At 72.0% G+C, this 14,351-nt stretch carries 13 protein-coding genes; 8 read left to right on the top strand and 5 right to left on the bottom strand.

Annotation, left to right across the window (positions count from 1 at the left end; translation table 11 throughout):
- Positions 1 to 94 precede the first annotated feature (94 nt).
- From ACZ7L1_RS22555 to ACZ7L1_RS22540, 4 genes are all read left to right on the top strand, one after another.
- Positions 95 to 1,444 (top strand): sensor histidine kinase, encoded by a 1,350-nt coding sequence (locus ACZ7L1_RS22555; protein ID WP_471439600.1) that lies wholly within the window; start codon positions 95 to 97, stop codon positions 1,442 to 1,444.
- 159 nt (positions 1,445 to 1,603) lie between these two features.
- Entirely contained in the window at positions 1,604 to 2,263 is a 660-nt protein-coding gene (locus ACZ7L1_RS22550; RefSeq protein WP_471439598.1) for a LuxR C-terminal-related transcriptional regulator, read from the top strand.
- A 289-nt stretch (positions 2,264 to 2,552) separates the two neighbouring features.
- The gene (locus ACZ7L1_RS22545; RefSeq protein WP_471439596.1) at positions 2,553 to 4,481 is read left to right on the top strand and encodes a 2-oxoacid:acceptor oxidoreductase subunit alpha; all 1,929 of its coding nucleotides are present in this window, start codon (positions 2,553 to 2,555) and stop codon (positions 4,479 to 4,481) included.
- Positions 4,474 to 5,553 carry a 2-oxoacid:ferredoxin oxidoreductase subunit beta gene (locus tag ACZ7L1_RS22540; protein WP_471439594.1) on the top strand — a complete coding sequence of 360 codons (1,080 nt, stop codon included), beginning with the start codon at positions 4,474 to 4,476 and terminating at the stop codon, positions 5,551 to 5,553. The genes ACZ7L1_RS22545 and ACZ7L1_RS22540 overlap by 8 nt, the downstream gene beginning before the upstream one ends.
- 13 nt (positions 5,554 to 5,566) lie before the next feature.
- Here ACZ7L1_RS22540 and ACZ7L1_RS22535 read toward each other — a convergent pair whose 3' ends face one another.
- Entirely contained in the window at positions 5,567 to 5,977 is a 411-nt protein-coding gene (locus ACZ7L1_RS22535; RefSeq protein WP_471439592.1) for a winged helix-turn-helix transcriptional regulator, read from the bottom strand.
- A gap of 92 nt (positions 5,978 to 6,069) precedes the next feature.
- Here ACZ7L1_RS22535 and ACZ7L1_RS22530 point away from each other — a divergent pair, with 92 nt between their 5' ends.
- Together ACZ7L1_RS22530 and rarD are read left to right on the top strand one after the other, a co-directional pair.
- Positions 6,070 to 6,924, top strand: coding sequence for an SDR family oxidoreductase (locus ACZ7L1_RS22530; protein WP_471439590.1), 855 nt, complete (start codon positions 6,070 to 6,072; stop codon positions 6,922 to 6,924).
- A 199-nt stretch (positions 6,925 to 7,123) separates the two neighbouring features.
- Positions 7,124 to 8,047, top strand: coding sequence for an EamA family transporter RarD (gene rarD, locus ACZ7L1_RS22525; protein WP_471439744.1), 924 nt, complete (start codon positions 7,124 to 7,126; stop codon positions 8,045 to 8,047).
- A gap of 12 nt (positions 8,048 to 8,059) precedes the next feature.
- Here the strand turns inward: rarD and ACZ7L1_RS22520 are convergent, their stop codons facing one another.
- Complete coding sequence (locus ACZ7L1_RS22520) at positions 8,060 to 9,733, bottom strand: hypothetical protein (RefSeq protein WP_471439588.1); 1,674 nt, start codon at positions 9,731 to 9,733, stop codon at positions 8,060 to 8,062.
- Between the two features lie 253 nt (positions 9,734 to 9,986).
- Here ACZ7L1_RS22520 and ACZ7L1_RS22515 point away from each other — a divergent pair, with 253 nt between their 5' ends.
- Positions 9,987 to 10,526 carry a DUF6668 family protein gene (locus ACZ7L1_RS22515; RefSeq protein ID WP_471439586.1) on the top strand — a complete coding sequence of 180 codons (540 nt, stop codon included), beginning with the start codon at positions 9,987 to 9,989 and terminating at the stop codon, positions 10,524 to 10,526.
- A 2-nt stretch (positions 10,527 to 10,528) separates the two neighbouring features.
- A complete protein-coding gene (locus tag ACZ7L1_RS22510; RefSeq protein WP_471439584.1) occupies positions 10,529 to 11,071 on the top strand; it encodes an NUDIX hydrolase in 543 nt (180 codons plus the stop codon).
- A 53-nt stretch (positions 11,072 to 11,124) separates the two neighbouring features.
- On the opposite strand, the gene ACZ7L1_RS22505 is transcribed toward ACZ7L1_RS22510, so the two are convergent.
- From ACZ7L1_RS22505 to ACZ7L1_RS22495, 3 genes are read right to left on the bottom strand one after another with little or no spacing between them, the layout of a single operon-like run.
- The gene (locus ACZ7L1_RS22505) at positions 11,125 to 12,000 is read right to left on the bottom strand and encodes an ABC transporter permease (protein ID WP_471439582.1); all 876 of its coding nucleotides are present in this window, start codon (positions 11,998 to 12,000) and stop codon (positions 11,125 to 11,127) included.
- Positions 11,987 to 12,985 (bottom strand): ABC transporter ATP-binding protein, encoded by a 999-nt coding sequence (locus tag ACZ7L1_RS22500; protein ID WP_471439580.1) that lies wholly within the window; start codon positions 12,983 to 12,985, stop codon positions 11,987 to 11,989. Before ACZ7L1_RS22500 ends, ACZ7L1_RS22505 begins: the two co-directional genes overlap by 14 nt.
- 40 nt (positions 12,986 to 13,025) lie before the next feature.
- Positions 13,026 to 14,261 carry a LolA family protein gene (locus ACZ7L1_RS22495; protein ID WP_471439578.1) on the bottom strand — a complete coding sequence of 412 codons (1,236 nt, stop codon included), beginning with the start codon at positions 14,259 to 14,261 and terminating at the stop codon, positions 13,026 to 13,028.
- Between the last annotated feature and the right edge of the window lie 90 nt (positions 14,262 to 14,351).

The raw sequence follows: 14,351 nt of genomic DNA, 5'->3' as shown, positions 1-14,351 counted from the left end.
TGAAGACGCCGACGCGCTGCATGGCCGGGCGGGCGCGGGCACAGCAGGGTGGAGACGCGAACCGGGGTGGACGACCAGCAGAACGGACGAGCCGATGGCCACGCAGTACGGGCAGGGGTACGGAGAGTGGGGCGGCCCTGGAGCCCAGGGCGCCGGGGGGCGGCCGCACCGGCTTCCGGTGGCGCTGCGGGCACCGATCGAGGCGCGCAGCTGGGGCGAGTTCTGCTACGTGCTGCTGAGCCTGCCGATCGGGATCGCGATGTTCACCTACAGCGTCACGATGTTCTCGATCGGGGCCGGGCTGCTGGTGACGTTCCTGGGCATCCCGGTGCTCGCGGCGGCGCTCGCCGGGTGCCGTGGGTTCGGGGCGCTGGAGCGGGCCCGGGCGCGGGGGCTGCTGGGGCTGGAGGCGGCCGCTCCGGAGCCGCTGCGGATGAACGGGCGCGGGGCGATGGCGTGGACGGGGGCGATGCTCAAGAGCGGGACGTCGTGGCGGCACATGCTGTACACGGTGCTGCAGTTCCCGTGGGCGGTGTTCTCGTTCTCGGTGGGGGTGAGTTTCTGGACGTGCGGGTGGGCGCTGCTGACGTATCCGCTGTGGTTCTGGGTGTTCCCGGTGTACGCCGGTCACGGCGGCATCCAGCTGTACGGCGACGAGACGCACCACGTGTACGTCGACAACCCGTTCGAGATCACGGTGACCGCGCTGGTGGGGCTGCTGATCACACTGGCCACGCCCTGGATCGTCCGGGGGCTGACGACCGTGGACCGGCTGCTGGTGCACGGGCTGCTCGGACCCTCGCGGCTGGCGACCCGGGTGGTGGAGCTGGAGTCGGACCGCGGGGCGGTGGTGGACACGGCGGCGGCGGATCTGCGGCGCATCGAGCGCGACCTGCACGACGGGGCGCAGGCCCGGCTGGTGGCGTTGGCCATGGATCTGGGGCTGGCGAAGGAGAAGCTGGCGGAGGATCCGCAGGCGGCGGCCCGGATGGTGGAGGACGCGCACGGCGAGGTGAAGACGGCGCTGCAGGAGTTGCGGGACCTGGCCCGTGGGATCCATCCGGCGGTCCTCACCGACCGCGGCCTCGATGCCGCGCTGTCGGCGGTGGCCTCGCGGTGCGCCGTGCCGGTGGATGTGGAGGTGGACCTGCCGTCCCGGCCGGCACCGGCGATCGAGGGGATCGCCTACTTCACGGTGTCGGAGCTGCTGCAGAACGTGAGCAAGCATGCGCGGGCGTCGCGGGCGACGGTGGATGTGTGGCAGGCGCAGGACCGGCTGCTGCTGCAGGTGACCGACGACGGGGTCGGGGGCGCCGACGCCTCCGGCGGGTCGGGGCTGGCGGGCCTGGCGGGGCGGCTCGACGCGGTGGACGGCGTGCTGGTGGTGGATTCGCCGGTCGGGGGGCCTACGCGGATCACCGCGGAGTTGCCCTGGCGGGCGTAGCCCCCGGCGGTGCGACGCCGGATTCTTCCGCCCGTCCGCCTGACACACCCCCCTTTCGCCCCCGCAGCGACCCCGCGCGCGTCCCGATCCTGGAATGCTGGAGCCTGTCGTGCGGACCGGAGACAGGTTGCGGGGGCCGGGGGGATCGTGGAGGACAGGGTGCGTGTCGTCATCGCCGAGGATTCTGTGCTGCTCAGGGAGGGGCTGACCCGGCTGCTGACCGACCGCGGGCATGACGTCGTCGCCGGTGTCGGGGACGCGGAGGTGCTGATCAAGACCATCACCGAGCTGGCGGACCAGGGCGAGTTGCCCGATGTCGTCGTCGCCGACGTGCGGATGCCGCCGACCCACACGGACGAAGGTGTCCGGGCCGCGGTCCAGCTGCGCAGGGCGCATCCCGGACTGGGGGTGCTCGTGCTGTCGCAGTATGTGGAGGAGCGGTACGCCACCGAACTGCTGGCCGGTTCCAGTCGTGGCGTCGGCTATCTGCTCAAGGACCGGGTCGCCGAGGTGCGCGAGTTCGTGGACGCCGTCGTGCGGGTCGCCGAGGGAGGCACCGCGCTGGACCCCGAGGTGGTCGCACAGCTGCTCGGGCGCAGCCGCAAGCAGGACGTGCTGGCGGCGCTCACCCCGCGGGAGCGGGAGGTGCTCGGGCTGATGGCCGAGGGACGGACGAACTCCGCGATCGCCCGGCAGCTCGTCGTCAGCGACGGAGCCGTCGAGAAGCACGTCAGCAACATCTTCCTGAAGCTCGGTCTGTCCCCGAGTGACGGGGATCACCGGCGTGTTCTGGCCGTGCTCACCTATCTCAACTCCTGAACAGCTGAGACTGTGTCAGGCGGCGCTGCCGGATCCGGACACAACCGGGGCTCCGGTGCCGTCGCGTACGCCAGTGCCGGCCGAAGGACGAGCAGGGAGCCTTTTTCACGCGCAGCACCCGGGGGGCGAGCGAACAAATGATGACAAGTCGGGGCGCCGGACCGTCTCACGATGGTGTCCATCATGCGAACGGTCGAGGGAAGGCGACCCTTACCGACGTAGGGTTGGTCCTGGGAAGGCCGGTGGGACGGCCACTCCCAGACAGCCGCCTCGAGGGAGGTCCAGTTCAGTGACCAGCCAGGTCAGCAGTCCAGCGGGACAGGCGGACGGAGCCGTCGTAGGAGAACAGCGCAAACCGGCGGGCACGAAGGACGTGCGCCGGCTCGACCGGGTGATCATCCGGTTCGCGGGGGACTCCGGTGACGGTATGCAGCTCACCGGCGACCGTTTCACCTCGGAGACGGCCTCCTTCGGCAACGACCTGTCCACCCTGCCGAACTTCCCCGCCGAGATCCGCGCCCCTGCCGGGACGCTGCCGGGTGTGTCGTCGTTCCAGCTGCACTTCGCCGACCACGACATCCTCACCCCGGGCGACGCGCCGAACGTGCTGGTGGCCATGAACCCGGCCGCCCTGAAGGCCAACGTGGGCGACCTGCCGCGCGGCGCGGAGATCATCGTCAACACCGACGAGTTCACCAAGCGCGCGATGCAGAAGGTCGGCTACGCCGCCTCTCCCCTGGAGGACGGGTCGCTCGACGGCTACAACGTCCACCCGGTGCCGCTGACCACCCTCACCGTCGAGGCGCTGAAGGACTTCGACCTCACCCGCAAGGAGGCCGAGCGCAGCAAGAACATGTTCGCGCTCGGCCTGCTGAGCTGGATGTACCACCGGCCCACCGAGGGCACCGAGGCGTTCCTGAAGACGAAGTTCGCCAAGAAGCCGGACATCGCCGCGGCGAACATCGCCGCGTTCCGGGCGGGGTGGAACTTCGGGGAGACGACGGAGGACTTCGCGGTCTCCTACGAGGTCGCCCCGGCCGTCAAGGCGTTCCCGGTGGGCACCTACCGCAACATCTCCGGGAACCTGGCGCTGGCGTACGGCCTGATCGCCGCCTCACGTCAGGCGGACCTGCCGCTGTTCCTGGGCTCGTACCCGATCACTCCGGCCTCGGACATCCTGCACGAGCTGTCAAAGCACAAGAACTTCGGTGTGCGCACCTTCCAGGCCGAGGACGAGATCGCCGGCATCGGCGCTGCCCTCGGTGCCGCCTTCGGCGGGTCGCTGGCCGTGACCACCACCTCCGGGCCGGGCATCGCGCTCAAGAGCGAGACGATCGGTCTCGCGGTCTCCCTGGAACTGCCGCTGCTGATCGTCGACATCCAGCGCGGCGGCCCGTCCACCGGTCTGCCCACCAAGACCGAGCAGGCGGACCTGCTGCAGGCGATGTACGGCCGCAACGGCGAGGCCCCGGTCCCGGTGATCGCCCCGCGCACCCCGGCCGACTGCTTCGACGCCGCCCTGGAGGCGGCCCGGATCGCGCTGACCTACCGCACCCCGGTCTTCCTGCTCTCCGACGGCTACCTGGCCAACGGCTCGGAGCCGTGGCGCATCCCCGAGCTGGACGAGCTGCCCGACCTCAGGGTGCAGTTCGCGCAGGGCCCGAACCACACCCTGGACGACGGCACCGAGGTGTTCTGGCCCTACAAGCGCGACCCCCAGACCCTGGCCCGCCCATGGGCGGTCCCGGGCACGCCCGGCCTGGAGCACCGCATCGGCGGCATCGAGAAGCAGGACGGCACCGGCAACATCTCCTACGACCCCGCCAACCACGACTTCATGGTTCGCACCCGCCAGGCGAAGGTCGACGGGATCGTGGTACCCGATGTGGAGGTGGACGACCCGCACGGCGCGAGCACCCTGGTGCTCGGCTGGGGCTCGACGTACGGGCCGATCACCGCGGCGGTGCGCCGGCTGCGTGCGGCCGGGGAGTCGATCGCGCAGGCCCATCTGCGGCACGTCAACCCGTTCCCGCGGAATCTCGGCGCGGTGCTGGGACGTTACGAGAAGCTGGTGATCCCCGAGATGAACCTCGGCCAGCTCGCCACCCTGATCCGGGCGAAGTACCTGGTCGACGCCCACTCCTACAACCAGGTCAACGGCATGCCGTTCAAGGCGGAGCAGCTCGCCGCGGCGCTCAAGGAGGCCATCGATGGCTGAGACGACCACGGAAGGCACGGGCACGATCGAGGCGCTTTCGCTCGTCCCCAAGGCCGTGGCCAGGCAGTCCATGAAGGACTTCAAGTCCGATCAGGAAGTGCGCTGGTGCCCCGGCTGCGGTGACTACGCGATCCTCGCCGCCGTCCAGGGCTTCATGCCGGAGCTTGGCCTCGCCCGGGAGAACATCGTCTTCGTCTCCGGGATCGGCTGCTCGTCCCGCTTCCCGTACTACATGAACACGTACGGCATGCACTCCATCCACGGCCGGGCGCCCGCCATCGCGACCGGGCTCGCGGCCTCGCGGCGCGATCTGAGCGTGTGGGTGGTCACCGGTGACGGTGACGCGCTGTCCATCGGCGGCAACCACCTGATCCACGCGCTGCGCCGCAACGTGAACCTGAAGATCCTGCTGTTCAACAACCGGATCTACGGCCTGACCAAGGGCCAGTACTCCCCCACCTCAGAGGTCGGCAAGATCACCAAGTCGACTCCGATGGGCTCCCTCGACGCGCCGTTCAACCCCGTGTCGCTCGCCCTCGGCGCGGAGGCGTCCTTCGTGGCCCGCACGATCGACTCCGACCGAAAGCACCTCACCGAGGTGCTGCGCCAGGCCGCGGCCCACCCGGGCACGGCGCTGATCGAGATCTACCAGAACTGCAACATCTTCAACGACGGCGCCTTCGACGCGCTCAAGGACAAGCAGAGCGCCGACGAGGCCCTGATCCGGCTGGAGCACGGGCAGCCGATCCGGTTCGGATCGGACGGCGCGCGCGGTGTCGTACGGGACCGGCAGACCGGCGACCTGAAGGTCGTCACCGTCACCCCGGAGAACGAGGCGGACATCCTGGTCCACGACGCGCACTCCGCCTCCTCCACCACGGCCTTCGCGCTCTCCCGCCTCGCCGACCCGGACACCCTCCACCACACCCCGATCGGCGTGTTCCGGTCCGTGGAGCGGCCCGTCTACGACACGGCGATGGCCGACCAGCTCGATGCCGCCATCGAGCAGAACGGCAAGGGCGACCTGGCCACCCTGCTCGCCGGCGGGGACACCTGGACCGTCGTCGGCTGAGCTGAGCCGCCGTTCACGAGGCCCGGGCGGACAACGCCCGGGCCTCGTCGTATGCCTGCCGGGCCTTCTCCACGTCCGCCATGCGGTCGTGGGTCCACAGCGCCAGCGCCCGCACCTGCTCGGCGGCCTCGCGGCCCAGGCCGGTGAGGGAGTAGTCGACGCGCGGCGGGATCACGGGCTTGGCGTCCCGGTGCACCAGACCGTCGCGTTCCAGGGTCTGCAGGGTCTGGGTGAGCATCTTCTCGCTGACCCGGGCGGTCCGCCCGATCGCCCGGCGCAACTCGCTGAAGCGGTGGGGGCGGTCGAGGAGCTCGATCAGGACGAGCACGCCCCAGCGGCTGGTGACGTGTTCCAGGACGAGGCGGTAGGGGCACATCGCCTCGGCGGCGTCGCGCCTGCCGGCGGCTCCATCACTTACTGTCATGCCAGTACCTTACTTCAAAGTGGGTACTTTCGCTTAGTTAGCGCACCTCCTAGGGTGAGTGTAAGAAAGCACCCCACAAGGAGATCCAAGTCATGAGCATCGTCGTCACCGGAGCCACCGGACACCTCGGCCGTCATGTGGTGGAGCAGTTGCTGGAGAAGGTTCCGGCCGAGCAGATCACCGCGGTCGTCCGCACCCCGGAGAAGGCCGCCGACCTCGCGGAGCGCGGCGTGCGGATCGCCGTCGCCGACTACAACGCTCCGGAGACCTTCGACGGCCTGTTCTCGGCCGGCGACAAGGTGCTGCTGATCTCCGGCAACGAGTTCGACAAGGGCCGCGTCCAGCAGCACCAGGTGGTCCTCGACGCCGCCAAGGCCGCCGGAGTCGCCCTCTTCGCCTACACCAGCGCTCCCGGCAGCCTGAAGGCCGCCCTCGCCGACGACCACCGGGCCACCGAGCAGGCGATCCTGGCCTCGGGCGTGCCGTATGTGCTGCTGCGCAACGGCTGGTACCACGAGAACTACACCGAGAACCTCGCCCCCGTCCTCGAGCACGGCGCCGTCGTCCAGGCAGCCGGCGAGGGACGCGTCTCCTCCGCCTCGCGCGCCGACTACGCGGCCGCCGCGGTCGCCGTACTGACCGGCGAGGGCCACGAGAACAAGGCGTACGAGCTGGGCGGCGACGAGGCGTGGGGCTTCGCCGAGTACGCCGCCGAGCTGAGCAAGCAGACCGGCAAGGAGATCACATACAACGCCGTCCCCGTCGAGGCGTACGAGGGGATCCTGAAGGGCGCCGGGCTGCCCGAGCCGCTCGCCGCGGTCCTCGCCGGCGTGGACGCGTCCATCGAGAAGGGCGAGCTGGAGGTCACCACCGGCGACCTCTCCCGCCTGGCCGGCCGCCCGACCACCCCGCTCACCGAGGCGATCACCGCCGCGCTCAAGGGCTGAACTCCCCCTTCGGGCCCTTGAGCTTCCCAGCCCCCGCCTGTCATGACCGTATGCCGATACGGGCATGACAGGCGGGGGTCCTCGCGCTACCTTCGTGGAGGCTGCACCGGGCAGCCGCGAGCGTGAGGGAGGGCCCGTGGCCGGGGAGCCGAAGGGTGAGCGACGGACAGGTCTGCTGAACGGCTTCGCCGCGTACGGCATGTGGGGGCTCGTCCCGCTGTTCTGGCCCCTGCTGAAGCCCGCCGGGGCGATGGAGATCCTCGCTCACCGAATGGTGTGGTCCCTGGTCCTGGTCGCCCTCGCACTGCTGGTGATGCGGCGCTGGTCCTGGGCGGGGGAACTGCTCCGGCAGCCGCGCCGGCTCGCGCTGATCACGGTCGCCGCGGCTGTCATCACCGTCAACTGGGGCGTCTACATCTGGGCCGTGAACAGCGGCCACGTGGTGGAGGCCTCGCTCGGCTACTTCATCAACCCGCTCGTCACCATCGCCATGGGCGTGCTGCTCCTGAAGGAACGGCTGCGGCCGGTGCAGTGGGCGGCGGTCGGGGTCGGCTTCGCCGCCGTGCTCGTCCTCACGATCGGCTACGGCCGTCCGCCGTGGATCTCCCTGTGTCTTGCGTTCTCCTTCGCCACCTACGGGCTGGTGAAGAAGAAGGTCAGCCTCGGCGGCATCGAGTCGCTGGCCGCGGAGACCGCCGTGCAGTTCCTGCCGGCGCTGGCGTATCTGCTGTGGCTGTCGGCGCACGGCGAGTCGACGTTCACATCCCGGGGGGCGGGTCACGCGGCGCTGCTCGCGGCCACCGGGGTGGTCACCGCGCTGCCGCTCGTCTGCTTCGGGGCCGCGGCCATACGGGTTCCCCTGTCGACGCTGGGGCTGCTGCAGTACCTGGCGCCCGTCTTCCAGTTCCTGCTGGGCATCCTCTACTTCCACGAGGCGATGCCGCCCGAGCGCTGGGCGGGCTTCGCGCTGGTCTGGCTGGCGCTGTCGCTGCTGACGGCGGACGCGTTGCGCACCGCGCGGCGGGCCGCGCGGACGCTCGGCGGGGCGATCCCGGGCGCCCGCGCCGCCACCGCGACGGTGAGCCGGACCGCGGACGCGGACCCGGTGGACGCCACGCCGTAGCCGCCGTGGCGCCTACTGGACGGCAGGCCGCTCGCCGGACGCCTTGCGAGCGCGCTCGGCCAGGCGGCCCATGCGGCTGCGGGCCTTCTCGAGCTGGTCGAGGTCGTCGGCGGCGGGGCCGTCCTGGGCCGCGAGTTCGCTCCATACGGCGATGAGGTCGCGGCCGAGGTCCAGCCCCTGGACCGGTTCGCGTACGGCGCGCCAGGCGGCGGCCGCGCTCTGCACGTTGCCGTAGGCCCCGCGCGGGTCGCCGAGGCGGTGCCGGATGCGGGCCAGGTCCAGCGACAGGCGGAAGGAGCGCAGGGGGTCCGTCGCCAGGTAGGCGATGTAGGCGGTGAGTTCGCGCAGGTGCAGGACGTCGGGGTGCTCGTCGCCGAGGCTCGCGGCCGACTCGGCGACGGCCTGCTCGGCCAGCCCGGACGCCTCCTCGAGACGGCCCTGCTTCACGGCCGCGCTGATCCGGGCCATGGACTCGGAGACGGGCCCGTACACGCCGCCGGCCGGCGCATCCCCGAGCACGGCCTCCGCCACGGAGTCGAACTCCCGCACGGGCGGCTCCTTGACCTCGTCGTCCTGGCCGGCGGCGATGGGGAAGATCTCAGGGGCAGGGGCAGGGGCGGGAGTGGGGGTGCGGTCGGCGGCGGGCTTCCAGTCTGGGGCGGAGCGGGCGTCGGGGTCGGGGGCGGGGTCCGCTTCCGTGGTGGCAGGCGCGGCGACTTCGGGGGTCTGGGCGGAGGAGAAGGCGGGCGTGGGCCGAGTGGTGGGCTCGGGAGCTTCGGCAGCGGCGGGGGTGGCGGACGGTGCGGTCGGCATGACCGGCGGCGGGCCGAACGTTCCTGTCGGCGGCGAAACGGTGCCGGGGGTCGGCGGTGCGGGCGGCGGCGGGGTGCCGCCGTGGTTCGGGGCACCGGGCAGGGCCTGGGCCGGCCCGGACGTCGCGGTGATGAAGGCGGCGTGCTCGGGCACCGCCTGCAGACCGAACGGCGCGACGGTACGGCCGGGGGACGTGGGGGCGGCGGATTCGGCGGGCTGCGTGCGCTGGGCGGGGGAGGGAGCGGGCTCGGACTCGGCGGGCTCCGGCAGGGCGCGCAGTACGCGAGTGTCGGGCTCGATGTCGGCCGGTGGCGTGCTCGGCGGGGGCGGCGGGGACTCCGGCGGTGCGTACGGGTCGTGCACCGCCCTGCGGGGGAACGTGGGAGCCGTGGTGCCCGGGGTCGGCTGCCGGGTGTCCACCAGGCGCAGGCCGTACGTGGCCTTGTCGCGCGGCCCGGCCTCCACGGGTGCCGCCTGAGCCGAACCACCGGGCTCCGCGGCCGTGGGCGCCCCTCCGGCCGTGGGCGCCCCTCCCCTCCGTACCGGCTCCCCCGCGAACTCGCTGGAGCCGTCGACGTGCACCCGGATCGCTACGAGATAGCCGATCCGTTCGTCGTGCACCGAGGCGAGGACCGGGTGGCCCGTGGCGCGGGCCAGGCGGTGGAGGTGGTCCAGGACGGCCTGCTGGACCGGCTCCCCGGGTCCCGCGACCACCGGCGTCCCGCCCACCGTCGCTCCCGGGCCCGGCACCCCGTCGCGGGTCCCCGCGGGCACCCGGACCTCGATCGGCGTCACCCCGGACCCCGCACCCCCGTCGTATGCGGCCCCCGCGAAGGAGCGGCCCCGCTTCTGTCCGCGGCTGAGTCGAGACATCGTTCCCTCACTCGGGTCGGTCGGTCGGGGAAAGGCGCCGAAGTCCTCCGCCTCCATTCGGCGTCGGCTCCCCTCGTCTCCGTCCCCGGCCCTGGGTGCGGGGACGTACGGCACACCCCTTCGAGTTTCCCGCCCCCGTGCTCGTCCCCGCGTCACCGCCGCGTCACAGCCTCGTCCCAGGAACCGGTGCCCGGTACCGAACCCGCACACCGCGGGTGAAGATCGAGGGGCGAGGAACGATCGAGGAGAGGCGATGCACGGGATCGCGCGGCAGGGGCCCGGCGGGCCGGAGATCTGGGTCCGCGGGCCGGTGGTCGACGGTGCACGGCCGCCGTCCCACGGCACCGCGAGCCCACGCCGGTTCGCCTGGGTGGCCACCCACGGCGGCGCCGGCACCTCGACGCTCGCCACCGTCTTCGGCGGGTTCGATGCGGGCCGCGGCTGGCCCCGTCCCGAGCACGACGAACCCTCCTCGGTGCTACTGGTCGCCCGCACCCACGCGACCGGCCTGGGGTCCGTCCTCCGGTCCCTCGACGTCTTCCGGTGCGGCGCGGCCCCGCCCGGGCTCGCTCTGGACGCCGTGGTGCTGGTCGCGGACGCGCCGGGCCGGCTGCCGCGCCCGCTCGCCCAGCGCGTCAAGGCGATCGAGTCGATGATCGGCGTCCATCGTGTGCCCTGGGTGCCCGCCTGGCGCACCGGCGACCTGGGGGGCCGGCCACCCCGTGAGTGCGACCGACTGGCTCGCCTGGTCGGCCCGTTCACGCCCTCGGGCGGCGGATCGGAGGTGCGCTGAGCATGCGCTGGACCGTGCACGGCGAACGGGCGCTGTACGAGACGCCCTGGGTGCGGCTGCGGGCGCTCGACGTCGAACAGCCCGACGGGACACGCTGTGAGTACCACGTGGTCCGGCTGCGGGACGTCGCCGTCGCAGCCGCCGTCGACCGCGAACAGCGCGTGCTCATGATGTGGCGGCACCGCTTCGTCACCGACACATGGGCCTGGGAGCTGCCCATGGGCCTCGTCGAGGACGGCGAGGAGCCCGCCGCGGCGGCAGGGCGCGAACTCGAGGAGGAGACCGGATGGCGCCCGCGCTCGCTGCGGCCGCTGATGTGCGCCCAGCCCGCGGCCGGTGTCACCGACTCCCGGCACTTCGTGTTCCGCACGGACGACGCCACGCGCGTCGGCGAGCCGACCGAGCGCAACGAGTCCGACCGCCTGGAGTGGGTCCCGCTGCCGGGGGTACGGGCGATGATCGAACGCGGTGAGATCGTCAGCAGCGCCACACTGGTGGGCGTGATGGCCCTGCTGCTCGACCTCGGGCCCGGCCCGGGCGGCTGACCCGGCGGGGCCGGTGGACCGTGATGGCGCGACCGGCCCCCGCCCGCCCGTGCCTAGGCCGTGATGTCCTTCGCTGTGAACCGCGCCCACGCCGCCGAGCCGAAGACCGCCGCGTACAGGGCCTGCAGGCCCAGGTTGCGTATCAGGTCGTGCCAGTAGACCGGGTCGCGCATCAGGTCCGCGAAGGACAGCCAGTAGTGCGAGAAGAAGTACGGCTGGAGCGCGTGCAGCTGCGGTATCTGGTCCATGATCTGGACCGTGATGAGCAGGCCCACCGTCGTCGCCATCGCCGCGATGCCGCTGCCCGTGAGCGTGGAGACGAACAGTCCGAGGGCCGCCACCCCGATCAGGGATGCGGCGACGACCAGCGCGATCAGCAGGGCCCTGCCGAGGCCCTCGGCGAAGCTGATGCGCGTACCGGAGATCGTCGTCAGCTCGCCCAGCGGGAAGAGCAGGGCGCCCACCGCGAGCGCCGAGACGGCGACGACGAGGGTGGCGATCAGGCAGAAGGCGATCGTGGTGGCGTACTTGGTGAGCAGCAGGCGGGTACGGCCCGCGGGGGCGACCAGCAGGTAGCGCAGGGTGCCGGAGTTCGCCTCGCCCGCGATGGCGTCGCCCGCGATGACGCCGATCGCCATCGGCAGGAAGAACGGGAGCGTCGCGGCGAGCGCGGTGAAGACCAGGAACAGGCCGTTGTTGGTGATCTGGGTGATGAACGCCGGGCCACCGCCCCCGTCCCGCCCGCCCGACCCGTCGCTCGTCTGGACCTTCACCGCGATCCCGACCAGGATCGGCACGGCGGCGAGCACGGCCAGCAGGGCGAGCGTGCGCCAGCGCCGGAACGTGGTCACCAGCTCGCTGCGCAGCAGCCCGAAGGTCCACAGCGGGCTCGTCCGGCGCAGTACGCCGGCCGGCTCAGCCTGCGACATCGAACCCCTCCCCCGTGAGCGCCACGAACGCGTCCTCCAGGGAGGCACGTTCGACGCCGAAGCCGCGTACGCGGACTCCCGCCGTGACCAACGCGGCGTTCACATCGGAAAGTTCCCGGTCAAGGGGCTCGGCCGTCACCCGGTTCACCTCCACCACCACATCGGCCACGCCCTGTTCCTTCAGGACGCGTGCCGCGTCGGTGACGTCCGGGGTGGTGACGACGAGACGTCCACGCGCCCCGGCCACCAGGTCTCCCACCGCGCCCTGCGCGATCAGCCGGCCCTGCGCCATCACCGCCGCGTGCGTGCAGACCTGCTCGATCTCGTCCAGCAGGTGGGAGGAGAGGAAGACGGTCGTGCCGTCGAAGGCCAGTTCCCTGACCAGGGAGCGGATCTCCCGCATACCCTGCGGGTCGAGGCCGTTGGTCGGCTCGTCCAGCACGAGGAGCCTGCGGGGCTGGAGCAGGGCGGCCGCGAGACCGAGACGCTGCTTCATCCCCAGGGAGTACGCCTTCGCCTTCTTGCCCGCGGCCGCCGTGAGCCCGACCCGGTCGAGGGCGGCCGCGACACGCGTCCGCCGGGTGCGCGGGTCGGCGGTGGGGTCGGCGGCGTCGTAGCGCAGGAGGTTGTCCCGGCCGGAGAGGAAGCCGTAGAGCGCCGGGCCCTCGATGAGGGCGCCGACGTGCGGGAGCACGCTGCGCGTGGCCCGGGGCATGGGCTGCCCCAGCACGCGTGCCGAGCCCGAGGTGGGCTCGATCAGGCCCATCAGCATGCGGATGGTGGTCGTCTTGCCGGAGCCGTTCGGCCCGAGGAAGCCGAAGACGCTGCCCGCCGGGACGGTCAGATCGAGCCCGTCCACGGCGAGCTGCCCGTCGCGGTAGCGCTTGGTGAGGGCGCGGGTGGCGATGACCGGGGCCTCGGGGTCACTCGCCGCCCGCGCCGGTGAGTCCTTCGACTCCGCTTCCGCGGCGGGCAGTTCCTCCATGGGCTCTCCTGCTCCCCTTCGTCCGTACGCCGTACGGGGGTCACTTCCCCGCGTTCGCCGCCTTCACCAGCGCGTCCTTGGTGACCGCGCCCGCGTACACCTTGCCGTTGTCCGTGATCAGGGCGTTGACCAGGCGGGTGGAGAAGACCGTGCCCGAGCCGAACTTGCCGGTGACGTGGTCGCCGAGCGAGTTCAGGAAGCCGGAGGCCGCGCCCTCGCCGGACGGCGATCCGGACGGCACGCCGCCCTTGCTGCCGGTGTCGAACACGTAGATCGCGTTCCAGCCCTCGCCGATGGTCTTCGACGCACCGCCCCAGGGCGTTCCCCCGGTGTCCTTGTGCTGCGCCTCGCGCCCGGCCTCCTCGTGCCCGGCCTTCAGGTCGTCGCCCTGGGTGACCTTCGTGCCCTTGGGCGGCGCGAAGTCGAACGTCGACGCGGCCGGCTTGGCGAACGAGACCTGGGTGAAGCCCACGTCCAGCACCGCCGCGCCGCCCTTCGCCGGGGTCAGCGTGAACTTCAGCGGCAGCCCGGTCTTCGCGTCGACCGCGATGCTGATCGCGCCGACCGTCGTACCCGACTGCTTCGGCCGGATGAGCAGCTTGTAGGCGTCCCGGCCCGCGACCTGGGCCGTGCCGTCGACCGTCACCGAGGTGGTCCTGTCGGCCGCCTTCAGGGCCTGATCGGCGAAGTCCCTGGGTGTGGCGGGCACGTCCTTGGACGCCCTCTCACCGCTCTTGTGCTCGCCCGCGCCGGTCACGTGGTACGCCTGGTTGGACGCGCTGTCGTACGCCCACACCTGGTCGCCGTTTCGGATGACGCTGTACTCGGCGGCCTTCTCGATGAGCGAGAGCTTCTGCTTGTCCTGGCCGTCGGCGGCGACCCGCACGGTGTGGGTGCCGGAGGCCAGCTCCAGCAGCTTGGAGCTCGGGTCGGCGGCCGAGTCGCCCTTGCCCTGCTCGCCCCGGGAGAGCGCGCCCGAGGCCAGGCTGTCCTCCAGGCCGCCCAGGTTGGGCAGGCCCAGGTCCGTGCTGATCGTCACCGTGCCGGACATCTGCTGGACGTCCGACTTGGCGATCTTCTCGATGAGCTGCTGCGCGCTGATCTTCGGCAGGTCGGGGTCCCCGGAACCGGCGAACGCCGGGACGAGCCCGATGGTCGCCGCCGCCACGCCCACGACCGTGACCGGGACGACGTACCGCGCGGCCCTGCGCCGCCCGTCGCGTACGTCCTCGGCCTCCCCGGCGGGTGTGCTGTCGTCGGATTCGTACGGTGCCATGTGTGCCTTACCTCCGTCGTCGGCGGCGGCCTGCTGTCTGTGCACTCGTCCACCCCTGCGCCGCCATTCTCCCCCGGACTCCTGTGAGGT

The sequence above is a fragment of the Streptomyces sp. NPDC107546 genome (assembly GCF_055639175.1).
This window is presented reverse-complemented; position numbering and strand designations above follow the sequence as displayed.